Consider the following 22783-nt stretch of genomic DNA (forward strand, 5'->3'; position numbering starts at 1 on the left):
TATTAACATCAGTTTAATACATAATACGCCCAACTCTTTGTCTTGCAAGAGGTATATTGCTTTTTCAAAATTGAGACTGTATGACGCATGGTATTTTTATTTGATAAATCAAAACTACACAAAAAACTTTAATGTTGTATTTTTGAAAAGCAAAAAAAGTAACATGAAACACATATTAAGTTTTTTTATACTGATTTTAGTTTTGGGATGTTCAGATGGTAAACATCCTATTTTAGGTGCTACTGAATGGCAAAAAAAAATGAATAGTGATTTTAAAGATGCTTCAAAATCACCGTTAAAAGAGAAAGATAGAAAATCTTTTAAGAGCTTGGATTTTTTTGAAGTAGATTCAACCTATGTTGTGTTGGCTGATTTGGAACGTACACCAAATACAGAGCCATTTAAAATGAAAACAACGACAGATAGAATGCCGCTGTTTAAGCAATACGGTATTGTTACTTTTGATTTAAAAGGGCAGACTTTTCAGCTTAATATTTACCAAGATTTAGAATTGATGCACGAAAAGGGTTATGAAGACTATTTGTTTTTACCTTTTTTAGATGATACTAACGGAGATAGTACTTATGGAGGCGGACGCTATGTAGAATGCAGGATGCCAGAAGATGATAAGTTAGCCATAAACTTTAATGAAGCTTATAACCCGTATTGTGTATATAATGAAAAGTATTCTTGTCCTATTGTACCCAGAGCAAATTATATAGCAACAAAAGTAGAAGCAGGTATTAAGAATTTTAAAAAATAGAAAAGCGCCTAACAAGAGTATTAGACGCTAAACCAACTATCTAAATTAAAAAACTTAATTCTTAATAACACGCTTTGAAAGACTGCCAGCGTTTGTAATAATTTGTAATAAATACACACCTTGCTGTAACGATGTAATGTTTATTCTATTTATATTTTGATTTATAGAAAGCACGACTTTTCCTTGAATATCTACTAATTGAGCAGATTTTATTTCTGCGTTATTTGGTGTTGCAATGTTTATAAAATCAGAAGACGGGATTGGATAAATTTTAGTTTCTGTCAATATGTTTGAAGCAATGCCTAACGTACCACTTACTTCAAAGTATTGCTTATCGTAAAGTGACCAAGTGCCATTTGCATTTTGTACTCTTATATACAGATAATGATCACCTTGAGCTAAACTACCAGATGTAGCCACAATAACATTTTCGTCAATACTATCACCAGATGTTGTGATTGGGTTTCCGTTGCTTTCTCCTGGGTCTACGTCAATAAAATATTCAGCAGCTACAATAGATGCGTTATTGAAAAACGTAGGTGTTCTTACAGAAAATACCGTATGTGTGTAAACACTGTAGTTGCCAGCAGTGTTACCAACACGTATAAATAATCTGTGGCTTCCTGTAGGTAAACCTGTTGTAGGAATAGCAAGATTTTGGTCTACGGTTTCAGTATCAGTGATTGTTACTTGATTGCCTAAACCTATACCAGGATCAGCGTCAAAATAATATTCTATACTGTTAATATCTGCTATATTAATCTCTGCTAGTGGTACAACAGAAAATACTATATGGTCATATAAAGACCATACATCGTTTGCATTTTTTACTCTTACAAAGGCTCTATGGCTACCTTGCGGTAATGTGTTTGTAAGAAATGCTAAATTCTCATCCAGGGTTTCGCCTGTAGGTATTGTAATTGCTGTTGCATTTCCAGTTCCTGGGTCAGTACCAAAATAGTATTCAGCAGCTGTAATATCATAATTGTTAAATACAGCAGGACTATGATTAATACTAAAAGCTACATTATCATATGCGCCATAAGTTCCATCATTATTTTTTGCTCTAATGAATAATTTATGACTACCAGAACTTAAAGCAGCTGTTGGAATATTGAACGATTGGTCAATAGTCTCCATAGCAGCTACAGATAATTGTGTGCCGTTGCCAATACCAGGATCTGTATCAACATAATATTCAAAACCATCAATATTTGCTGTATTAAACGTTGCATTAGCTGCTTTAACACTAAAGCTTTGCGAATAGTAATAGCTAGTGCTGCCATCATCTTTTACAGCGCGTACAAATAGCTTGTGGTTGCCAGCAGATAATCCTGTTGTAGGAATACTGAAGTTTTGATTAAGTACTTCAGCATATGGGTCAATATTTATACTTGTGCCATTGCCAATACCTGGATCGGTGTCAAAGTAATATTCTATTTCAGAAATATCACCTTGAGCAAACGATAGGTAAGCGGTAAGCAAAAAAGTTATGTGAATAAGTCGTTTCATAATCAGTTTATTTTTTGATTATTAATTAGACTTATTAGCATTTGCCTTTACGTTTACGTTGATGTTTTCACCAGCTTCAATTAAGTTGTTGCTGATAGTAAAGCTTGTTAAGTATGGTAATTCGGTTGGGTAACCACGCATATCAAAATCATAATCGCCATTGTAAATACCTATGTCGTTTCCGTCAGAACCAGCGTTAAGCCCAACTGAACTTGGAGAAAGCGTGAAATCATCTTCAGGAGCCATATCAAAAGCCGATGATGCTACACTGGTAAAAAATGGATTTTGGTTGTCAAAATTACCTGTTCCAGGCATTGCAAGTGAAAGTGTTCCGCCAGTTGACATGTAGCTAATAGAGTTGTTAAGAGTTAGTGTTCTGCCTGTAGTTGGTGTAAATAAAGTGTTTATTCCGTTTGAGATAAATATATTATTGAAAGCAGTAACATCACCAGTCATGTTTGGGAAAATATTTGTGTTTCCCCAAGTATGGTTAATTCTAACAACGTTATTGTTAAAAATGGTTGTGTCATTAAAATAGCGTAAGGCATAGGATGCTGAAGTGCTACCATTTAATAGTGTAATATGGTTATTGGTAATTACGGTGTTTACACATTTTGTTGGGTCTGCATGTAGTGTAATACCGTAATTAATGATATTCCCTCTAATAATCCAGTTGTTGTTGGTAGTGGCATGACCAGCATTTGTAGAGCCTACAAAAATAGTTTGGTTAACAAAGTTATCTTCAATAATGATATTATCAGATGTAGATGTGCTTGAGTTGTAAGTAATGTAAGTACTGATGTAAAACCCACTAATTTTAATGTTATCAGCATCAATTCTTACGCTGGATAATTCGGTTCTTCTACCATCGTTTAATTCTGGTGCATAACCTGAACCAAAAAGAGTAATTTCTTTGTTGATAGTAACAGCTCCATAACTTGTTAAAGACGGTTGTACGTAAATAATATCTCCGTTATTTGCGGCAGCAATCGCATCAGTAATGTTGTTAAACATATGAGCAGGAGATGTGTCAATAACAGGGTCGTTGTCAACAATAAAAATGTTTTGAGCTTGGGTGTAGCTTATAATAAATAAGGCTACAAGGCATAATAAATTTTTCATCATAACTAGGTTTTATTGATTAATGGTTCAAAAATCCTAATTAATTGAATGCTAAAACATACGTAGAATGTCGTATATTTTTATTTAGTGAGGAACATGCCAAAAAATACTGCTAGGAAACCTAAAATGAAACTGCTAATAGTATAAATGGCAAAACTAGCAAAGTCTCCAGATTTTAAAAACACATGATTTTCATACGCAAAGGTTGAAAATGTGGTGAAGCCTCCACAAAATCCAGTAGCTAATAGAAGTGTGCTACCTTGAGAGAGAGTATTATTTTTTGCAGCAAGCCCTAAAATAATACCAATAAGTAAACTACCTAAAATATTTGCGGCAAACGTGCCATAAGGAATTCCTGTTTCAGAGCTATTAAGGAATTTGCCTAAAACAAACCGTAATACACTGCCTAAACCACCACCAATAAATACGAGTATAATATTTTTCATTTATTCTTTTATGGCAATGTATATATCTGTAACCCAGTTTGCAGGATTAGGTTCATTTGTAGGTTCTGTTATATAGGTTTCTAGCATAGGGCCATTTTCAGAAAATTCAAAAGCATTTTTTGTAATGTAATTCATGGTTTTGTCCCATGCTTCTTTTAAATTAGAGTAATCACCTTTAAGAGTTGTTTTTACAGCTTTAAAAGGTTCTAATTGTCCTGTAAGAATATCACTTTCGGTAGTGATTACTTGCGCTGTAGTAGGAACACAACAAGAGAACATAACTGCGTTATTGGTCTCATCCCATTTATGATAATATACAAAAGGAGCTCCAGCAATGCTTATATTGTTCTTTTTAGCGTAAGCAATAACTTCAGGTAGCATTTCCTGCATTTTATTTTCTAAATCGCTTATTTTACAAGATGTCGTATTGTATATGTAAAATCCACCACTATGTGTGGTAGTACCTTTGGTTTTTATTGAGTATACTTTCATAGATTCGGTAACAATACTATCTAATTTTTCTAAACCTCTTTCAAAATCAGGGCCAATCATATTATCAAATCCGCCAGAAACTAAAGCAAATGCTTTGAACATAAATGGGACATTGTCACTATTCATTTTCCAAGTAACATTAGTATTGCCGTCAGAAGTAGGAGAGAATTCCCAATGTATTTTTGATGGCTCATAATCTCCAAATTGTAACTCTTGATCTATGGATGTGTATGGAGTTGTGGCAATTGTTTTCATAGCGCCTTTTCCGTCTTTGTCTGTCCATGAATAGGCTCCGCCAATCCCTTTGGTTTTTTCGCTTAATGTAATTTTTGTTGTAGAATCTTTTTCAACCCAAGAAGACCAAGCTTCCCAGTTTTTAAAATCAATAACATTATTATAAATCACGGCATTAGGAGCATTGATAGTACGTTCTCTTTTTACCTCAAAACTGTTAGGTTGAACAGCAATGTATACAGATAATCCAATAACTATGATTAACAATAAGAATAGAAGGTATTTAAAAACTTTCATTTTTTTTGGTTAAAGGTTGTATAATCAAAGATAATCAATTTTAAACTATCTTTTATATATGTTACATTTGTATAACAATAATTAAAACTATTTATAATGAAGTTTACACATGTTTTAGGTTTTGCTTTAGCATTATCAACCTTTGTGTCTTGTAATGAAGATAAAAAGGAGCCTGTAGTAGAAACTACAGACACTCAAGAGGAAGCAGTTTTTGATTTTAATGTTGAGCAATTTGCGGATATTAAAATATTACGCTATCAAATTCCAGGGTGGGAAAATTTAACTCTAAAAGAGCAAAAACTAGTTTATTACTTAACTCAAGCTGGATTATCAGGAAGAGATATTACTTGGGATCAAAATTATCGTCATAATTTAACTATAAGAAAAGCTCTTGAAAATGTTTATACAAACTTTAAAGGAGATAAAACAACCAGTGATTGGTCAGCTTTTGAAACATACTTGAAAAGAGTTTGGTTTAGTAACGGAATACATCATCATTATTCTAACGATAAATTAAAACCAGAATTCTCTGAAGCGTATTTCAAAACATTATTAGCAGTAACAAACACAACGTTAGAAGGAGAAGCTTTTGATGTTATTTTTAACGATAAAGACGCTAAAAAAGTAAACCAAGCAAAAGGTGTAGATAACGTGGCGCTTTCAGCCGTAAACTTTTATGGACCAAATGTAACTAATACTGATGTAGAGACGTTTTACAAAAATAAAAAATCACCAAACCCAGAGAAACCATTGTCATTTGGTTTAAACTCTAAATTGGTTAAAGAAGGTGGAGAATTAAAAGAATTAGTCTATAAATCTGGAGGCTTATATGGAACGGCCATAGATGAAATAATTAAATGGTTAGAATTAGCAAAAGGTGTTGCAGAAAACCAAGCGCAAGGAGATGCTATAGGTTTGTTAATTGAATACTATAAAACAGGAGATCTTCAAACTTGGGATGACTACAATGTGGCTTGGACAGCCGCAACTGAAGGTAATGTAGATTATATAAACAGTTTTATAGAGGTTTATAATGATCCGTTAGGATATAGAGGAAGTTATGAAACGATTGTACAGATCAAAGACTTTGATATGTCTCAAAAAATGGCTGTATTATCAGAAAATGCACAGTGGTTTGAAGATAACTCTCCATTAATGGATGCGCATAAAAAGAAAAACGTAGTTGGCGTAACTTACAAAGTTGTTAATGTTGCAGGAGAAGCTGGAGATGCATCACCAAGCACTCCTATTGGTGTAAACTTACCAAATGCTAACTGGATTCGTGCTGCTGTTGGAAGTAAATCGGTGTCTTTAGGAAACATCATTAATGCATATAATAACGCAGGAAGTACAGGACGATTAAAAGAGTTTGTAAACGATGAAGAAGAGTTACAGCTAGAAGAAAAATATGGGCAACTTGCAGATAAGTTACACACAGCATTGCATGAGGTGATTGGTCACGCATCAGGACAATTAAATCCTGGAGTAGGAGAGACTAAAGAAACGCTTAAAAACTATGCATCTACACTTGAAGAAGGTCGTGCAGATTTAGTAGGGCTTTACTATTTATACAATCCAAAATTACAAGAATTAGGTTTGGTTGACGATTGGAAATCTGTAGGAAAAGCAGCTTACGACGGTTACATCCGTAATGGATTAATGACACAACTTATTCGTTTAAATTTAGGTGATGATGTAGAAGAAGCACACATGCGTAATAGGCAATGGGTAAGTGCTTGGGTTTTTGAAAAAGGACAAGCAGATAACGTGATAGAGAAAGTAACTCGTGATGGTAAAACATACTTTAACATCAATGATTATGAAAAATTACATGAGTTATTTGGACAGTTATTAAGAGAAACACAACGTATAAAGTCTGAAGGAGATTTTAAAGCCGTAGAACATCTAGTGGAAACATATGGTGTAAAAGTAGACCAAGATATTCATGCTGAGGTATTAGAGCGTAATAAGCAGTTTACTTCTGCGCCTTATAGTGGTTTTGTAAATCCTGTATTAGTTCCTGAAATGGATGCTAACGGAAATATTACAGCTATTAAGGTAACACAGCCTGAAACATTTTCTGGACAAATGTTAGACTATAGTGAGGCATATAATTTTCTACCAGAGAAGAATTAAAAACAAAGTTCATATAGCAACAACAAAAAAGCCTTAATGATTATCATTAAGGCTTTTTTTCTTAATTAAAACTAAAATAAAAATTAACTACTTTTTAATTATTTTCTTGATATATGTGTTGTTGTTATTTGTTATTGAAACTAAATAAATGCCTTGACTATAGTGCGATACGTTTAGTTTTATTTGGTTGGTTGTTGTGTCCAGTTCTGTTACTTTTTTACCAAGAATATTATGAATACTTATATGTGTGTTAGTGTTGTTTTTAGGTAATTCTATATAGATGTAATCACTTGTCGGATTCGGAAAAATACTCACAGAATTATTAAAAGTAGCTTCATCAACACTTAAAAAACCACCAACATCAAGCGTTATGTTTGATCTTTTAACAACATAACCAGGTAAATCAGGGTTTGTGATTTCGCAATAATAAATACCGCTATCAGGGCCTTGAGCATTTGTAATGACGTAAGTTGTAGCATTTGTATCAGGAATAGCAACATCGTCTTTAAACCATTGGTAATTATTAGTAGAAAGGCTTCTTGATGCATTTCTGTTTGTACTAGGCGTATCAGTGATTGATAGTGTGATATTTTCACCAACATCAATAGATGGTTCTTCTGGCGGATCTAGTGTGAATTGAGGGTTAAATTGAAAATCAGGAATGTTTGCTACATACGTATCATATTCATCAGCTATATCATTAAATGTGAAAAAATTATCTTGAATACGTAAAATCTCTAAAGGTGCTGCGGTTAAATCAGGAAAATCGCCACTGTATGAACTGCTACTCCATTCAGATGAGTTACCAACTGCTCCAATTAGATAAAGCTCTCTTAAGTTTATCAGATTTTCAAATGATGACGGAATACTGCCTGTTAGTCCGTTGTGGTTTAACCAAAGAATTTGAAGGTTTACGAGGTTTCCAATTTCCTCGGGTATTGTTCCAGAAAATGTGTTTGGAGATAGGTCAAGTCCAGTTAAACTTGTAAGGTTTCCAATTTCTGGTGGAACTTCTCCTGAAATTTGATTACCCCAAAGACCGAGCCATGTTAATTCAGGAAAGTTTCCAATTTCAGATGGTAATGTACCTGTTAAATTATTGCCTCCTAGGTCTATTGAAGTTACATGTGTTGTGCCATTAATATTAGATGTTGTAACGCCATACCATGTTCCTACTGGGTTTGTACTGTTCCAATTTGTGTTAGTATTCCAATCTGAACCATTAGTGCTGTTATAAATAGCGATAAGAGCATTTCTCTCTGTTGAAGGAATAGGTGTTATTGTCTCTTGCTGAAAAATAATATTTGACGTCTCATTAGCATCGCCTCGGTGTACTAATACATAATAGTTTTGTCCTGCTATTGTGGTAAATGATGTGTTAGCTCCAAAACTACAAGCAGTAACTATAGTTAACTCGGAATCATCAGTAATATTTAAGTTAGGTGCTGTAAATATGATTACAAAAGAAGTTATAATGTCATTGTTATTTGCGTCTTCTAGGGTTACTTCAAATTCTGAAGATTCTTCTGCAGTAAATTTATAATAGACTAGATTGTAGTTTCCAACAGGACAGATATTTGGAGATATTGAACTAGAAGTCGCTAAATCTAATCTCAAATTATTATGGTTATAAGGAAAGGCATTGAGAGTGATAGCATTTTCTAACAAATCATTTTCAGGAACTTGACAGAAAGCTGAAAAAGTAAGTAGTGCGATAAAACAAGTAATTATTTTTTTCATGATTATATAGATTTTTAATTTTTTGATTAAAAAAAATCCCCTTTTACAGGGGATTTTTATGTAGCTGTACTTTAATATATCCCTACAACAATTAATAGCGCTTGCAGCTACATTTTTTTTTAAAATTAGTTACAGCTTACACTTCCGTTTAAATTGTAAGAAGAGCCTGTGTTGTTAGCATAACTATCTATATCTTTTACAGATACATTAAAAGAGAATGTATTTCCGCTCCAAGAAGCAGAACCGCTTACAGCAATGTAGGCTGTTCCGTTATCGTCGGTAATTTGTATAGCAGCACATGATGAGCATCCATCATAATAATCAGCATCAATGCTAAAAGATCCGCTAGATCCAACATTTACAATAGATAATGTCCAAGTGTCGCTAACAACACCTACCGTTCCGCCACTACAAGCAGCAAAACCAGATTGATTACCGCTTATTGAAGAGTTAAAGCTACCATAAGCAGTTCCTGGAGGATAGCAGTCGCTAGGATCTACGAACTCTTGACATGAAGGTTCATTACAATTTCCGCAAAGCATAGCTACATCTCTAATGTTAGCTTGTGATATGTTTCCGGCACTTGTTTTGGCAAACTCATAACACTTTATGTCATGGCATATTTTTGAAAGATTGTTACATATTTCAGCAGGTAAAGAAAATTGAAATGATCCAACCCCTGAATTTGAGCCATTTGTATTTATAGGAACAAAGTATATGGGACCACTAGTTCCAAATCGCATCCCTACACCATCAACGTTGCCATTTGATGCAGAGAAAGAAATATTGTTATCCATAGTTTGTCCTCCGCTAATAGGAACCACATCATTTCCAAACGAGTTTATTTGTACACTGTTGTCTATTTCTACGTCTTCAGGATTAATAGTAAATGCACTTGACGGTAATATTAAATTGGCATTCATGTATTCTGAAACAGCTTGCGGATCGCTAATTCCAAAATCTAAAATAGTTTGTTCGTCTTCTTCATCACAAGCTGTGTTTAGAAATAACGTTAAAACTAATAGTGATAATAATTTTAGTTTTTTCATGGGAGTAAATTTGTTGGTTAATTAATAGCTTTAATAACAGGTTGTTTTTTATTTGTTAACCACTAAATAGTACGTTGGGTTATCTAGTGATTAGACTTTCAGTCTGTTACTACAAATTTAACTCTGGGTAAGATGGTGTTCAATACCTAATAATGGGTATTTATTGTTTTATTGAAAAGAAATAGACTTTTTTTAAAACTTATATTTTTTATCTAAAGCATAGCGCATTAACTCGCCTTTACCTTGTAAGCCTAATATTTTAATCATATTTTTTCTGTGTGTATCTACGGTATGTACTCCTATAAAAAGCTCATCTGCTATTTCTCTAGAAGTTTTGCCATGTGCTATGAGTTTTAAAATCTCATTTTGGCGTTTGGTAAGAAGCCCTTTATTATTGCTCTTGTTTGTTTTTGTATTGATGTTAAGCTTGGCGTCATAGTAATTATCACCTTTAGCGACAGTTTCTACAGCATTTTGAATAACATCTAAAGCTGAATTTTTTAATATGTATCCGGAGGCGCCAGCATTAATCATTTGATCTACAGCTTCACTTTGATCAAACATGGTAAAGGCGATAACTTTAATGTTTGGAAATAGTTTTTTTATTTCTTTTGTAGCTGTGATACCATCTACTTTTGGCATACGAATATCTGTTATTACAATATCAGGTTGTTTGCTTTTTACTATTTCTAATAGTGCTTCTCCGTCATTGGCAGTGCCAATAATAGATATGTTCTCTTCGTACTCTAAAAGTAATTTAATGCCATCTATAAGTGATTGATGGTCTTCGGCAATGGCTATTCGTATCATATCGGGATGTCTATTATTACGGTTGCTCCTTTATTAGGCTCACTTTCTATGGTCATTTTTCCATGTAAATGTTCTATACGTTTATCTATACTGCTTATGCCCATGCCTTTTTTGGTTTTTGTTATTTGACTAGGATTGAAACCAATACCGTTGTCTTCTACCATAATGTTTAATGAATCATCATGGTTTGTAATATGAATGTTTACTTCGGTAGCTTGAGCATGTTTTATAATATTTGTAATTAATTCTTGAATGATTCTAAAAATAGTAAGCTCTAAACTATTCTCAAGTTGGTTCTCTAGGCCATGATCTATAACACTTATTTGTAGTTTGTTGTTTATTGATATGGTATCGGCCATATTTTGTACAGCCTTAAGTAATCCTTGCTTTGCTATAACACCGGAGTTTTTAGCGTGAGCAATACTTCTTATTTTCTGGTAAGCTTCATCAAGAAGTAGGTTTGTTTTTTCTAGAATTTCAGGAGATTTTCTTTCTTCAAGTGTGTTGAAATGCCATTTTATGGTAGTCATTAAACCGCCTAAATCATCGTGTAAATCATTGGCAATGCGTTGGCGTTCTTTTTCTTGACCTTCTATCATTGCGTCTATAGAGAGAAGTTCTTGTTCTTTTAATGCTGCGGTAAGTTTTTGAGTTTCTAATTCTTTTTCTTGTTTGATTAACTGTTGCTTTCTTTTGCTGTTTTTGTATTGTTGAAATATAAAAATGCTTCCAGCAAAAATTATAAAAAGTGCCCCAATAAGAAAGTTTCTGTTTTGCTTTCGTTGTGCTTCAATCTCTAAATTATCAGCACGTAACTTTTCGTTATCATACTGCTCTTTTATTTTTGATATCTCAATATTTTGATTGGTAATATTTATGCTGTCTCTGGCTGTATTGTATTTGTTATAGTAGTTAAAGGCATTTTCAAAATCTCCTAAATTTTGAAAAGCATTAGAAAATTTACTGAATAATATTTTTTGCAAATTTAGTTTATGTTTTTCGGGCGTAATGCGTTCAGCTTTTTTTAAATACTCAATAGATTTTTTGTAGTTATGTTCTTTCTCAAAAGCGTTGGCGTAATTTATGTAAGTTATAAAACGCTCGTACATGTTATTTTTAGGATATATTTTTAGAGCATTTTCAAAAAATATTTTAGCCGAGTCTTGGTCTTTAATAAAGCCAGAATAAAGCAAGCCTAAGTTGGTGTTTATTTTAGCTATACCAAGAGAATCATTTGTTTTTTTTGATAATGATAAAGCTTCAGAATAATAAGATTGCGCTTTGCGGTAATTTGTTTTATTAAAATTATAGTTGCCGTAATTGAGTAAAGCAATAAACATTTTCTCTTCTTTTTGAGAATACAAAGCGGCTTTGTAGTATTTGTCCAGATAGGGAAGCGCTTCTATTTTTATATTGTTTTGAGAGTCTAAAAGCGAAAAGATTGATAGGTTACAATCCATTTCTTTTTCTTTAAGATTCAGTTTTTCAAAAATTGTTAAAGCTTTTGTATAGTTGCTAAAAGCTAGATTTTCTTTATTTATTTTTGAATAATAATTACCTAATTTAAAATGGATATCTGCTTTTTTAGCTGGGTCTTTGGTTTGTTTTAGCTCATTATTATAAAGCTTTAAAACCGAATCGTTTTTTATCAGATTAACAAATGAAAATGTTTTGGCGGTAAACATAACCACCAAAACAAAAAAGAATAAAATTGAATGTTTTCTATACATTGGTTAGTTACCAACTATTATTCCACCGCATTGCTCTTTAGGTTCTGGCAAAAAAGATTTTGTTTGTAGGCAAGCTATTGAAGATACGTTTCCATTGGCAACTAAATCTGTATAATATTTAACAATTGTTTTTTCGTCTTTATCAAAATCTTTTGGCGCATCATTAAAAGTGAAAATATATAGTTTGTTGTTTTTTACGTGATTGCCGTCTAGAAAGTTCGCCATAGAAAACGTATCTTCTATAATATGAGTTTTTTTATTAGACAGAATAGGGCTATCTGTATTGTCTGTAACAACATAAAGTATGGCGCTTTTTGTACTTGAAGATATATCAAACTTCTTGTAAAAGCTGAAATTAGCATTTGAAACAGGAATTTCAAGCGTTATTGTTTTACTAGTATTGTCATAATTACTCTCTGTTTTACCATCAATAATTTGTAGGTTATTAGTATACAAGCTGTTTTCAGAAGTACTTATAGGTCTAATGTTTGAATAAGTGCCTTTAGAAGCGGGAGTTGTGTTTTGTTGAGTAGACTTTGTTTTTACTTCGGTGTTTACTTCAGGCTGCTTTTTTTCTTCTTTACAAGAAAAAACACATAGTAATAAAACAATAAAAAAAAAGTGATAAGATTTCATACGGGTTGGTTTTAGCTGTTTTTAATATCCAAATATCTCTATAAAGGAGTGTTTTAAAAATCCCCAATAAAGGGTATATTGTTTATGTTAAACGGTATGTAACCTATTTAAACAATGATATTTAGTTAAAACTAAAACTTTTCTTACATAAAAACAAACTTAATAGCGGCAATAAACGCTATAAAAGAAACAAACGCAATAAGCACCCAAATTGTACCTTTGTAATAACGCCTGTGAAGCTTTAAATCTTTACGGTAAGTATAAGCTATTATTAGGACAAACGCTATAAAAAATAAAATCCCGAAAATCAATTGTCCCTTAGTAAACATATTGTTATTTTTATGCAAAAATAAGGAAAGAATTCAACTGCACTTTGTTTAAATAGTTAAAATTATAATATTCTAAATGAAAGATAAAATAGAAGCTGTAAAAGCATTTCATACAGCATTTAAAATTGGCCATAGAGAAACACCAAAAGCAGATTTAGGTATAGATAAAAACATGTTGCGTTACAAGCTTATGCGCGAAGAGAATGAAGAGTACCTTGAAGCAGCAAATAATAATGATTTGATTGAGGTTGCTGATGCTTTAGGAGATATGCTTTATATACTTTGTGGTACCATAATAGAGCACGGTTTACAGCACAAAATAGAAGAGGTTTTTAGTGAAATACAAAGAAGTAACATGAGTAAATTAGGAGACGATGGTGAACCTATTTACAGAGAAGATGGTAAAGTGCTAAAAGGACCAAATTATTTTAAACCCGATATTGAATCTATTTTAAACAAATAAAAAAAGAAGCCATTTGGCTTCTTTTTTTTATTACTTAACTTCTTGCCTCCAATTATGAAGGTCTTCAGATAAGTTATGTTGTATATTTAGTAATTTCTCTTTGAAAATAGAAGCAAAAGAATCTTCAATATTAGGAAGCTCAAAAACTTCTTCAGCATGTTCAAATGCAGAAATAGGACTTATCACAGCGGCTGTTCCTGCTCCAAAAATCTCTTTAAGAGAACCATTTCTAGCAGCATCTTTTATTTCCTTAACACTTACACGACGAACTTCAACATCAATATGGTTGTCTTTAGCAAGTTGAATAATACTTTTTCTAGTAATTCCGTCTAAAATTCTATCATTTGTTGGCGCCGTAATAAGCGTGTCATTAACTCTAAAAAACACATTCATTGTTCCTGCTTCTTCAAGATATTCATGCGTATTAGCATCTGTCCAAACAACTTGTTGATATCCTTGTTCTTTAGCTAAATTAGTTGGGTGAAATTGCGCAGCATAATTTCCAGCGGCTTTAGCAAAACCAACGCCTCCATCAGCAGAACGACTAAACTTTTCGGCAAATAATACACGTACTTTTCCAGAATAGTAAGCTTTGGCAGGTGAACAAATAATCATAAAACGGTATTCACTAGCAGGAGATGCAGAAATAGCAGGCTCTGTAGCAATTACAAAAGGCCTAATGTATAATGAGTTTCCCATACCTGGTTTAACCCAGTCTTTATCTAGATTTAGTAGCGTATGAAGTCCGTTAAAAAAATAATCTTTTGGGAATTCAGGAATAGCTAACCTAGCTGCAGATTTGTTTATTCTTGCATGGTTTTCCTCTGGTCTAAATAGCCAAACTTTACCAGCTTCATCCTTATAAGCTTTCATACCTTCAAAGACAGCTTGACCATAATGAAATACTCTAGCAGATGGGTCAATAGTCATAGGTTGGTAAGGCATTATTTTTGGCGTTTGCCACTTACCATCCTTAAAATCACATACAAACATATGGTCTGTAAAAATACGACCAAAATCGATGTTGTTAAAATCTACTTGATCTATTTTAGTTGTTTTAGCCCTTTCTATTTGAATTTCTTTAGATGAAATACTACTCATTTTTTGGTTTTTTAGATGGTGCAAAAATACAGAATTAAACCTTATGATTATATATAAAGTTTACTTAAAAAAGGTGTATATTTGAAGTCAAAATTTTTAATTAACATCAAGATTATGAAGAATATATTATACGTGTTTTTATTAGCATTACTAGTTGTTTCATGTAAAAATGAAAACAAAGAAGAAGTAAGTGTTGAAGAAGAAGTTACTACAGAAGTGACTTATGTGCCTTTTGGAGATAAAATTGAAGCTGATAACGCATTGAGTGCTCAAGACATGGCAGCAAAATACGGAGCTATGAAAGTTGGTGACTCTATAAGTACAAAAATGACTGCTAAAGTAAATAGTGTTTGCCAAGTAAAAGGATGTTGGATGCGTTTAGATTTAGGTAATGACGAAGAAGTTATGGTTAAATTTAAAGACTATGCGTTTTTCATGCCAAAAAACATTTCAGGTAAAGATGTTATTATAGACGGAAATGCTTACGTAAATGAGATATCTGTTGAAGATTTAAAGCACTATGCTGAAGATGCAGGAAAAACAGAAGAAGAAATAGCAGCAATTACAGAGCCTAGAAAGACTTATACTTTTATGGCAGATGGCGTATTGCTTGTAGAAGAATAAAATAGATGAGAGTTTTATTATTAAGTTTTCTTGCGTGTTTGTTTATTTTGAGTTGTAATGATTCAAAAAAAGATAATGAAACAACACAAAATAAAAAAGAACCTATTGTTTATGATATGTATGAGCCTTCAGAAATGGCTTTACTTATGAACGAGATGTATGCTCATAATTTAAAAATAAAACAAGATATCCTTGATGGAAAAATGCCTGCTGAATTTCCGTTAGAGTTTTTAAAAATACATTCAGCAGAATTGACCAAAGCAAAAGATAGAAACGCTACGTTTGAAAGTTTCTCTAAATTATTTATTCAAACAGAAAAAGAAATTTTTAACCAAGCGTCTACACAACCTATAGAAGAGCGATTTAACAATGCTGTTAACGTTTGTATATCTTGTCATCAAACCAATTGTACTGGGCCAATACCACGTATTAAAAAACTATTAATTAAATAGTTTGAAACGTCAAGTAATAACAACTGGAGATGGTTCAAAAACCATTCAAATACAAGATTGGAACGAGCAATATCACTCTATTCACGGAGCCATACAAGAAGCAAACCATGTTTTTATAAAACATGGTTTGCTATATAAAACAACCTCTCAACATAACAATTCTGAAAAAATATCATTACTAGAAATTGGTTTTGGTACAGGTCTTAATGCTTTTATTACCTTGATACAGCAAAGTCATTTGCCTGTAGTTATTGATTATGTGGGCGTAGAGGCTTATCCTGTAAAACAAGAAGAAATAGCTTTATTAAATTATACAGAACAATTAAATGCCGCTGATTTTGAAAAGTATTATACTAAAATGCATGCATGTTCTTGGGAAGAATCTCACCAAATAACAGATGATTTTACATTAACCAAACAGCAAAAATTCTTCAAAGATATTCAGGATGTATCTCAATATGATTTAATATACTTTGATGCATTTGGAGCTAGAGTTCAACCTGAATTATGGACGCCTTCTATATTTCAAATTATGTATAATGCTTTAAAATTAGAAGGTGTTTTAGTGACGTATTCTGCAAAAGGAAGTGTAAGGCGTGCAATGCAAGAGGTTGGCTTTACTGTAGAACGATTGCCAGGTCCGCCAGGTAAACGAGAAATGCTTAGGGCAACGAAGTGTTCATCATCTTCAAGTTAAGTTAATATCTAAAGTAATATGATGAGAGCTTTGAATTAAGCTTTATTCTGTATGCTTTTTTGCTTCAATTTTTAAAATTACGTTAAATCTGTTAAAGCTTATATAAATAGACATCTTTTAGATTTTTAAATTCGTAAATTTAATAAAAAGCACGTATGACAGTTTTAATTACAGGAGCAACAGGATTAGTTGGTAAAGCTATAGTGAAACAATGTCATGAAAATAGCATTACGGTTCACTATTTAACAACATCTAAAAACAAAATACAGAACAAAGAAAACTATAAAGGATTTTATTGGAATCCTGAAAAAGAAGAAATAGATTCAAATTGTTTTAAAGATGTTGATACTATAATTAATTTGGCCGGTGCTACTATCTCAAAACGATGGACAAAACAATACAAGAAGCAAATTATAAATAGCAGAATAAATACATTAAAGCTGCTTAAAACGGCTCTGTTAAAGGAGCAATTACAAATACCTCATATAATATCAGCAAGTGCTATTGGAGTTTATCCTAGTTCTCTTACGAATTATTACAATGAAGATTCTGAACAAATTTCTCCAAGCTTTTTAGGATCAGTTGTAAAAAAATGGGAAGCTGCTACAGATGAGTTTTCGCAATTAGGAATGCGAGTTTCTAAAGTAAGAATAGGTTTAGTATTAGATAGTAAAGAAGGCGCTTTGCCTCAAATAGTAAAACCTATTACATTTGGATTTGGGGCTACTTTTGGAAGTGGAAATCAATGGCAATCATGGATTCATATAAACGATTTGGCAAGGTTGTTTGTATATGTTATGGAAGAGCGTTTAGGAGGAACTTTCAATGCCGTTGCACCTAACCCTGTAACCAATACTGATTTAACTAAAACGGCAGCAAAAATCCTAAATAAACCATTATGGTTGCCCAATATACCTAAATCAATAATGAAACTGATTTTAGGAGAAATGCATATACTGTTATTTGAAAGTCAACGAGTAAGTTCAAAAAAAATAGAAACACATGCCTTTAATTTTAAATATCCAAATTTATTACCAGCATTAGAAAATCTATTGTTAAAATAAAAAAAGCCACTTGTGTAAGTGACTTTTTTATTATGCTATATCTGAAACATTAAGCTTTCTTAAAGGCAACAATATTGATTTTTAATTCAATATCATCATTAATAAACTTATCTCCTAAATCGTCAAAAACAGATTTAGAACCATAGTTAATGTTCCATTTAGTTCTATCAATAGTAAAAGCTTCACTAGAAATAGTCATTTTATCGCCTTCATTAGTAATAGTTACAGGAAAAGAAATATTGTGTTTCATTCCTTTAAGAGATAAATTTCCAGAAAGGTTAGTTTTACCAGCAGCCATAGACTCTACACCAGTAATTTCAAAAGCACCAGTAGGGAATTGATTTACATTAAAGAAATGATCTTTCTTGTCTTCAACTGTTCCTTTTAAGTGGCTTTCAAGGCTTGCTTGCATTTTTTCGTCACCATCAAGAACTTTAATAGTATTCATGTCAATTAAAAAAGTTCCACTTTGTAATTGTCCATCATTTGTTTGAAAAACTCCAGTGTCAATACTTACAGTTCCGTTATGTGTTCCTGTAGGCTTAAACCCTTTCCATTCTATTGAAGATTGAGCAACATCAGTAACGTATTTTTGAGAAACGCTTTCGCTAACAGCAGCTGGTTCAGCTTCGCTAGTATTAGCTTCTTGAGCTTTGTCTTTACAACTAGTTAAACCAAAAGCAATAGAGGCAATAGTGAAAACAGTTAAAAATTTTCTTTTCATGAGTTATATGTGTTTTAGTGTTATCTAACAAAAATAATGAATTGACAATTAAAACACTTATAAAAACTCCTAAAAATATTTTATGACATTATGGCATTTTAATAATAATGGCAGTACTTTTGCCAATTAAAGTTTTAGTATTTATTATAACAATTTAAGTACACAATGAGCAAGAAAGATAAAAAAGAAGATATTGCTGTAGAGCAAGCAGAAGAACAAGTAGTAAATCAAGAAAATGAACAAACTACTGAAGAAAAACTTCAAGAAGAGTTGAATAAAGAAAAAGATAAATTTTTAAGACTCTTTGCTGAGTTTGAAAACTACAAGAAACGTACATCAAAAGAGCGCGTAGAGTTATTTAAAACAGCAAGCCAAGAAGTTATGTTGGCTCTTTTACCTGTTATAGATGACTTTGATAGAGCATATGTTGAAATAGCAAAAACAGAAGAAAAGGAATTGCTAAAAGGTGTTGAGCTAATAAGCAATAAATTAAAAACAACTTTAAAAGCAAAAGGACTTGAAGAAATAGAACTTAATCAAGGTGATGTTTTTAATGCAGATATTCATGAAGCAATAACACAAATACCAGCGCCAAATGATGATTTAAAAGGAAAAATTATAGACGTTATAGAAAAAGGTTACAAACTAGGCGATAAAATTATAAGATTTCCAAAAGTAGTTACAGGACAATAAAATACACACATGGCAAAACGAGATTATTACGAAATATTAGGAGTAGATAAAAGTGCATCAGCTACAGAGATCAAAAAGGCATATAGAAAATTAGCGCTAAAATATCATCCTGATAAAAACCCAGACGACGCAGAGGCTGAAACAAAATTTAAAGAAGCTGCCGAGGCATATGAAGTTTTAAGTAATGCAGATAAAAAAGCCCGTTATGACCAATTTGGACATCAAGCTTTTGAAGGCGCAGGAGGCTTTGGCGGTGGCGGCATGAATATGGATGACATATTTAGCCAGTTTGGTGATATTTTTGGCGGTGCTTTTGGTGGCGGCGGTTTTTCTGGTTTTGGCGGCGGTTTTGGCGGTGGTCAACGTCGAGTAAAAGGTAGTAACCTTCGTATTCGAGTTAAACTTACTCTAGACGAAATAGCAAACGGTGTAGAAAAGAAAATTAAAGTTCGCCGTAAAGTTCAAGCAAGTGGAACAACATACAAAACCTGTACAACATGTAATGGCTCTGGTCAAGTTACACGTGTTACCAATACCATTTTAGGTAGAATGCAAACAGCTACTACTTGTAACGTTTGTGGTGGATCAGGACAAATTATAGATAAAAAACCAGACGAGGCAGATGCTAATGGCTTATTATCAAAAGAAGAAACAGTATCAATAAAAATACCGGCAGGTGTTGTAGATGGTATGCAACTTAAAGTTTCAGGTAAAGGAAATGAAGCCCCAGGAAACGGTGTTTCAGGAGACCTACTAGTGGCAATTGAAGAAGAGCCACACGAAACATTACAGCGAGAAGGTGATAACTTACATTACGATTTATACGTTAGCCTTCCTGATGCTGTTCTAGGTACATCAAAAGAAATAGATACTGTTACAGGGAAAGTGCGTATAAAAATTGAAGCAGGTGTTCAGTCTGGTAAAATTTTACGCTTACGCGGAAAAGGTATTCCATCAATAAACGGTTATGGTAAAGGAGATTTACTAGTTCATGTAAATGTTTGGACACCAAAAACGCTTAACAAACAGCAAAAAGAATTTTTTGAGTCTATGAGAGAAGATGAGCACTTTTCTCCTAAACCAGAAAAAAGCGATAAATCATTTTTTGAGAAAGTAAAAGATATGTTTTCTTAAAAATTAAAATGAATTTTTATTTAAAAAAACCCACTAATTTAGTGGGTTTTTGTTGTTTATGATAAACCTTTTTTAGCAAGGTCTCTGTTTATTTAGGAAAAAACACTATATTTGATTTATCACTATTTATTTAATAGTGGTAATTTTTCTTTTTCATAGCAATTTTTTCCCATCCTTTAAATGAAAGTTTTAAGGATGGGTTTTGTTTTATATTAATTGATAGTTTATTATACTACCTTTCCAACATTTAATATATTTACCTCAATTAAAAATTAATTAATCGTCGTTTATGAGCAACTTATTAGAAGCACATTCAGTTTCTAAAAAATTTGGAGATTTTACAGCTTTAAATAATGCTTCAATTACAGTGCCTAAAGGCAGTATTTTTGGGCTTTTAGGACCTAACGGAGCAGGAAAAACTACACTTATTAGAATCATTAACCAAATAACTATGCCTGATACTGGGCAAGTTTTGCTAGATGGAGAACCTTTAGCAACTCATCATATTAAAGATATTGGATACTTACCAGAAGAACGTGGGTTGTATAAATCTATGAAAGTGGGTGAACAAGCATTGTATTTAGCTCAACTAAAGGGATTAAGTAAAGCAGAGGCAAAAAAACGACTTAAATACTGGTTTGATCGTTTAGAGATAGGAGACTGGTGGAATAAAAAAATACAAGAGCTATCTAAAGGAATGGCCCAAAAAATTCAATTTATAGTTACAGTGCTTCATGAACCTAAATTGTTAATTTTTGATGAGCCTTTCTCTGGTTTTGACCCTATAAATGCTAATTTAATTAAAGACGAGATATTACGTTTAAAAGATAATGGAGCAACAGTTATTTTTTCTACACATAGAATGGAATCTGTAGAAGAACTTTGTGATCATATTGCTTTGATACATAAATCAAACAAAATTCTTGATGGACGATTAGATGACATTAAGCAGCAATACAAAACCAATACGTTTGAAATAGCTGTGAAAACAAATGACAAATTCTTATTAGAAAAAGAGCTGGCTCAAAACTTTATTGTTTCTCCAGCAAGTTTTAAAACACTAGGAGATGTACTTAAACTTAATGTAAAAATTACTGATCAACAAACGCCAAACAATTTATTAAGCTACTTAACATCAAAAGGAGAAGTTTCTCATTTTGTAGAGCTTATACCAAGCGCCAATGATATTTTTATTCAAGCCGTAAAGAATAACTAGTTATGAACCATTTATCACTAATAATAAAACGTGAGTATTTAACAAAAGTAAAAAACAAGTCATTTTTAATTATGACAATCTTAAGTCCCATAATTATGATTGTTTTAATTGCTGTTGTGGCCTATTTATCACAGTTAAATAATAATACAGAACGTACCATTTCAATTTTAGACGAGTCAGGTATTATAGAATCGTCTTTTACAGATACAGAAACAACAAAATACAATATACTTAAAAACGTATCACTTGCTGAAGCCAAAAAACAAGCAGAAGAAAAGGATCATTACGGATTACTTTATATTGAGAATTACAGTGATGTAAATACGCTGTCAAAGCATATAAAATTTTATTCAGAAGAAGCACCATCACTTACCTTAATGAGTGATTTAGAAAGTAAATTAGAAAAGCAACTTACTGACTTGAAACTAGCCGATGAAGGTGTTGATATAGAAATGATAAAGTCTTCAAAAGTGCGCGTAGATATTGCTCAAGAAAGTTTTGTTGGCGAAAAAACTTCAAAAATAGATAGTGTTGTAAAATTAGCTTTTGGTTGTGCTGCGGGATATTTACTATTTATGTTTATTATCATTTATGGTAACATGATTATGCGTAGCGTGATTGAAGAAAAAACAAGTCGTATTATAGAAGTCATAATATCTTCTGTAAAACCAATACAGTTAATGTTAGGTAAAATTATAGGAACATCTTTAGCTGGGATTACTCAATTTGTAATTTGGTTAATATTAGGGAGTTTTTTAATGGTTATAGTTTCTGCAATTTTCGGAATAGACTTTGCTCAATCTCATTCAGCACAACAAGAACTCGTGAACCAAGCGGTAAATAACTCTGATTCTACAGCTATGGTGCAGAATATTATGAATGCATTTTATAATTTACCAATTACCAATTTAATTTTTGCCTTTGTATTATTTTTTATTGCAGGATATCTATTATATAGTTCTTTGTATGCAGCAATAGGTGCCGCTGTAGATAATGAAACAGATACGCAGCAGTTTTTGTTTCCAATACTTATGCCGTTAATCCTAGCTGTATATATTGGTATTTTTACTGTTATTGAAGATCCGCACGGAACCGTTTCTACCGTGTTTTCTTTCATACCATTTACATCGCCAGTAGTTATGTTAATGCGAATTCCTTTTGGTGTACCAGTATGGCAACAGTTAGTATCATTAGTATTGCTAGTAGGAACATTTATGTTTACCGTATGGTTTGCAGCAAAAATTTATAGAGTAGGAATTTTAATGTATGGAAAAAAGCCTAGCTATAAAGAACTTATTAAATGGATTAAATATTAATAG

General features: G+C 32.3%; 22 protein-coding genes. 11 read left to right on the forward strand and 11 right to left on the reverse strand.

Features of this window, described 5'->3' with window-relative positions; translation table 11 throughout:
• Positions 1 to 163 precede the first annotated feature (163 nt).
• Positions 164 to 763: a DUF1684 domain-containing protein gene (locus tag ABD690_RS06680; protein WP_344728583.1), complete on the forward strand. Its 600-nt coding sequence runs from the start codon at positions 164 to 166 to the stop codon at positions 761 to 763.
• Positions 764 to 817: 54 nt separating this feature from the next.
• Here the strand turns inward: ABD690_RS06680 and ABD690_RS06685 are convergent, their stop codons facing one another.
• The 4 genes from ABD690_RS06685 to ABD690_RS06700 form a co-directional block, all read right to left on the reverse strand.
• Positions 818 to 2275 carry a T9SS type A sorting domain-containing protein gene (locus tag ABD690_RS06685; RefSeq protein ID WP_344728585.1) on the reverse strand — a complete coding sequence of 486 codons (1458 nt, stop codon included), beginning with the start codon at positions 2273 to 2275 and terminating at the stop codon, positions 818 to 820.
• A gap of 21 nt (positions 2276 to 2296) precedes the next feature.
• Positions 2297 to 3397: a right-handed parallel beta-helix repeat-containing protein gene (locus ABD690_RS06690; RefSeq protein WP_344728587.1), complete on the reverse strand. Its 1101-nt coding sequence runs from the start codon at positions 3395 to 3397 to the stop codon at positions 2297 to 2299.
• 80 nt (positions 3398 to 3477) lie between these two features.
• The gene (gene crcB, locus ABD690_RS06695) at positions 3478 to 3843 is read right to left on the reverse strand and encodes a fluoride efflux transporter CrcB (protein WP_344728589.1); all 366 of its coding nucleotides are present in this window, start codon (positions 3841 to 3843) and stop codon (positions 3478 to 3480) included.
• Positions 3844 to 4866, reverse strand: coding sequence for an SRPBCC family protein (locus ABD690_RS06700; RefSeq protein WP_344728591.1), 1023 nt, complete (start codon positions 4864 to 4866; stop codon positions 3844 to 3846).
• A gap of 96 nt (positions 4867 to 4962) precedes the next feature.
• Here ABD690_RS06700 and ABD690_RS06705 point away from each other — a divergent pair, with 96 nt between their 5' ends.
• Positions 4963 to 7002 carry a dipeptidyl-peptidase 3 family protein gene (locus ABD690_RS06705; protein WP_344728593.1) on the forward strand — a complete coding sequence of 680 codons (2040 nt, stop codon included), beginning with the start codon at positions 4963 to 4965 and terminating at the stop codon, positions 7000 to 7002.
• An 87-nt stretch (positions 7003 to 7089) separates the two neighbouring features.
• Here the strand turns inward: ABD690_RS06705 and ABD690_RS06710 are convergent, their stop codons facing one another.
• The 5 genes from ABD690_RS06710 to ABD690_RS06730 all read right to left on the reverse strand — a co-directional run bounded on the left by ABD690_RS06710 (position 7090) and on the right by ABD690_RS06730 (position 12967).
• On the reverse strand, positions 7090 to 8742 hold the full coding sequence (locus ABD690_RS06710; RefSeq protein WP_344728595.1) for a T9SS type A sorting domain-containing protein: 1653 nt from the start codon (positions 8740 to 8742) through the stop codon (positions 7090 to 7092).
• Positions 8743 to 8867: 125 nt separating this feature from the next.
• Entirely contained in the window at positions 8868 to 9791 is a 924-nt protein-coding gene (locus tag ABD690_RS06715; protein WP_344728597.1) for a hypothetical protein, read from the reverse strand.
• Positions 9792 to 9983: 192 nt separating this feature from the next.
• On the reverse strand, positions 9984 to 10601 hold the full coding sequence (locus ABD690_RS06720) for a response regulator (protein ID WP_344728599.1): 618 nt from the start codon (positions 10599 to 10601) through the stop codon (positions 9984 to 9986).
• Entirely contained in the window at positions 10598 to 12331 is a 1734-nt protein-coding gene (locus ABD690_RS06725) for a tetratricopeptide repeat-containing sensor histidine kinase (RefSeq protein ID WP_344728601.1), read from the reverse strand. The genes ABD690_RS06720 and ABD690_RS06725 overlap by 4 nt, the downstream gene beginning before the upstream one ends.
• Before the next feature lie 3 nt (positions 12332 to 12334).
• The gene (locus ABD690_RS06730; protein ID WP_344728603.1) at positions 12335 to 12967 is read right to left on the reverse strand and encodes a hypothetical protein; all 633 of its coding nucleotides are present in this window, start codon (positions 12965 to 12967) and stop codon (positions 12335 to 12337) included.
• Positions 12968 to 13372: 405 nt separating this feature from the next.
• Between ABD690_RS06730 and ABD690_RS06735 the strand changes: the two genes are divergently transcribed.
• Entirely contained in the window at positions 13373 to 13759 is a 387-nt protein-coding gene (locus ABD690_RS06735; protein ID WP_344728605.1) for a pyrophosphohydrolase domain-containing protein, read from the forward strand.
• A 30-nt stretch (positions 13760 to 13789) separates the two neighbouring features.
• On the opposite strand, the gene ABD690_RS06740 is transcribed toward ABD690_RS06735, so the two are convergent.
• Positions 13790 to 14860, reverse strand: coding sequence for a branched-chain amino acid aminotransferase (locus ABD690_RS06740; RefSeq protein ID WP_344728607.1), 1071 nt, complete (start codon positions 14858 to 14860; stop codon positions 13790 to 13792).
• A 114-nt stretch (positions 14861 to 14974) separates the two neighbouring features.
• Here ABD690_RS06740 and ABD690_RS06745 point away from each other — a divergent pair, with 114 nt between their 5' ends.
• The 4 genes from ABD690_RS06745 (at position 14975) to ABD690_RS06760 (ending at position 17697) form a co-directional block, all read left to right on the forward strand.
• Positions 14975 to 15484 (forward strand): DUF4920 domain-containing protein, encoded by a 510-nt coding sequence (locus ABD690_RS06745; RefSeq protein WP_344728609.1) that lies wholly within the window; start codon positions 14975 to 14977, stop codon positions 15482 to 15484.
• A gap of 5 nt (positions 15485 to 15489) precedes the next feature.
• Positions 15490 to 15936 (forward strand): hypothetical protein, encoded by a 447-nt coding sequence (locus ABD690_RS06750; protein ID WP_344728611.1) that lies wholly within the window; start codon positions 15490 to 15492, stop codon positions 15934 to 15936.
• A 1-nt stretch (position 15937) separates the two neighbouring features.
• Complete coding sequence (mnmC2, locus tag ABD690_RS06755; RefSeq protein WP_344728613.1) at positions 15938 to 16633, forward strand: tRNA (5-methylaminomethyl-2-thiouridine)(34)-methyltransferase MnmC2; 696 nt, start codon at positions 15938 to 15940, stop codon at positions 16631 to 16633.
• Between the two features lie 155 nt (positions 16634 to 16788).
• The gene (locus ABD690_RS06760; protein ID WP_344728615.1) at positions 16789 to 17697 is read left to right on the forward strand and encodes a TIGR01777 family oxidoreductase; all 909 of its coding nucleotides are present in this window, start codon (positions 16789 to 16791) and stop codon (positions 17695 to 17697) included.
• A gap of 49 nt (positions 17698 to 17746) precedes the next feature.
• Here ABD690_RS06760 and ABD690_RS06765 read toward each other — a convergent pair whose 3' ends face one another.
• A complete protein-coding gene (locus ABD690_RS06765) occupies positions 17747 to 18421 on the reverse strand; it encodes a YceI family protein (protein WP_344728617.1) in 675 nt (224 codons plus the stop codon).
• A 165-nt stretch (positions 18422 to 18586) separates the two neighbouring features.
• Here ABD690_RS06765 and ABD690_RS06770 point away from each other — a divergent pair, with 165 nt between their 5' ends.
• From ABD690_RS06770 to ABD690_RS06785, 4 genes are all read left to right on the forward strand, one after another.
• The gene (locus ABD690_RS06770) at positions 18587 to 19114 is read left to right on the forward strand and encodes a nucleotide exchange factor GrpE (protein WP_344728619.1); all 528 of its coding nucleotides are present in this window, start codon (positions 18587 to 18589) and stop codon (positions 19112 to 19114) included.
• Between the two features lie 9 nt (positions 19115 to 19123).
• Positions 19124 to 20248 carry a molecular chaperone DnaJ gene (gene dnaJ / locus ABD690_RS06775; RefSeq protein WP_344728621.1) on the forward strand — a complete coding sequence of 375 codons (1125 nt, stop codon included), beginning with the start codon at positions 19124 to 19126 and terminating at the stop codon, positions 20246 to 20248.
• Positions 20249 to 20537: 289 nt separating this feature from the next.
• Positions 20538 to 21464: an ABC transporter ATP-binding protein gene (locus ABD690_RS06780; RefSeq protein WP_344728623.1), complete on the forward strand. Its 927-nt coding sequence runs from the start codon at positions 20538 to 20540 to the stop codon at positions 21462 to 21464.
• Positions 21465 to 21466: 2 nt separating this feature from the next.
• Complete coding sequence (locus ABD690_RS06785; RefSeq protein ID WP_344728625.1) at positions 21467 to 22780, forward strand: ABC transporter permease; 1314 nt, start codon at positions 21467 to 21469, stop codon at positions 22778 to 22780.
• Positions 22781 to 22783: the final 3 nt, after the last annotated feature.

The sequence above is a fragment of the Corallibacter vietnamensis genome, from assembly GCF_039537875.1.
Classification (GTDB): domain Bacteria; phylum Bacteroidota; class Bacteroidia; order Flavobacteriales; family Flavobacteriaceae; genus Corallibacter; species Corallibacter vietnamensis.

What these genes read in the sequence shown, in the direction of transcription:
- ABD690_RS06785 (WP_344728625.1), top strand. Translation starts at nt 21,467, where the DNA reads ATGAACCATTTATCACTAATAATAAAACGTGAGTATTTAACAAAAGTA.
- ABD690_RS06760 (WP_344728615.1), top strand. Translation starts at nt 16,789, where the DNA reads ATGACAGTTTTAATTACAGGAGCAACAGGATTAGTTGGTAAAGCTATA.
- ABD690_RS06735 (WP_344728605.1), top strand. Translation starts at nt 13,373, where the DNA reads ATGAAAGATAAAATAGAAGCTGTAAAAGCATTTCATACAGCATTTAAA.
- ABD690_RS06725 (WP_344728601.1), bottom strand. Translation starts at nt 12,331, where the DNA reads ATGTATAGAAAACATTCAATTTTATTCTTTTTTGTTTTGGTGGTTATG.
- ABD690_RS06770 (WP_344728619.1), top strand. Translation starts at nt 18,587, where the DNA reads ATGAGCAAGAAAGATAAAAAAGAAGATATTGCTGTAGAGCAAGCAGAA.
- ABD690_RS06680 (WP_344728583.1), top strand. Translation starts at nt 164, where the DNA reads ATGAAACACATATTAAGTTTTTTTATACTGATTTTAGTTTTGGGATGT.
- ABD690_RS06765 (WP_344728617.1), bottom strand. Translation starts at nt 18,421, where the DNA reads ATGAAAAGAAAATTTTTAACTGTTTTCACTATTGCCTCTATTGCTTTT.
- ABD690_RS06710 (WP_344728595.1), bottom strand. Translation starts at nt 8,742, where the DNA reads ATGAAAAAAATAATTACTTGTTTTATCGCACTACTTACTTTTTCAGCT.
- ABD690_RS06730 (WP_344728603.1), bottom strand. Translation starts at nt 12,967, where the DNA reads ATGAAATCTTATCACTTTTTTTTTATTGTTTTATTACTATGTGTTTTT.
- ABD690_RS06715 (WP_344728597.1), bottom strand. Translation starts at nt 9,791, where the DNA reads ATGAAAAAACTAAAATTATTATCACTATTAGTTTTAACGTTATTTCTA.
- crcB (WP_344728589.1), bottom strand. Translation starts at nt 3,843, where the DNA reads ATGAAAAATATTATACTCGTATTTATTGGTGGTGGTTTAGGCAGTGTA.
- ABD690_RS06740 (WP_344728607.1), bottom strand. Translation starts at nt 14,860, where the DNA reads ATGAGTAGTATTTCATCTAAAGAAATTCAAATAGAAAGGGCTAAAACA.
- ABD690_RS06750 (WP_344728611.1), top strand. Translation starts at nt 15,490, where the DNA reads ATGAGAGTTTTATTATTAAGTTTTCTTGCGTGTTTGTTTATTTTGAGT.
- ABD690_RS06700 (WP_344728591.1), bottom strand. Translation starts at nt 4,866, where the DNA reads ATGAAAGTTTTTAAATACCTTCTATTCTTATTGTTAATCATAGTTATT.
- ABD690_RS06745 (WP_344728609.1), top strand. Translation starts at nt 14,975, where the DNA reads ATGAAGAATATATTATACGTGTTTTTATTAGCATTACTAGTTGTTTCA.
- dnaJ (WP_344728621.1), top strand. Translation starts at nt 19,124, where the DNA reads ATGGCAAAACGAGATTATTACGAAATATTAGGAGTAGATAAAAGTGCA.
- ABD690_RS06720 (WP_344728599.1), bottom strand. Translation starts at nt 10,601, where the DNA reads ATGATACGAATAGCCATTGCCGAAGACCATCAATCACTTATAGATGGC.
- ABD690_RS06690 (WP_344728587.1), bottom strand. Translation starts at nt 3,397, where the DNA reads ATGAAAAATTTATTATGCCTTGTAGCCTTATTTATTATAAGCTACACC.
- ABD690_RS06685 (WP_344728585.1), bottom strand. Translation starts at nt 2,275, where the DNA reads ATGAAACGACTTATTCACATAACTTTTTTGCTTACCGCTTACCTATCG.
- ABD690_RS06780 (WP_344728623.1), top strand. Translation starts at nt 20,538, where the DNA reads ATGAGCAACTTATTAGAAGCACATTCAGTTTCTAAAAAATTTGGAGAT.
- ABD690_RS06705 (WP_344728593.1), top strand. Translation starts at nt 4,963, where the DNA reads ATGAAGTTTACACATGTTTTAGGTTTTGCTTTAGCATTATCAACCTTT.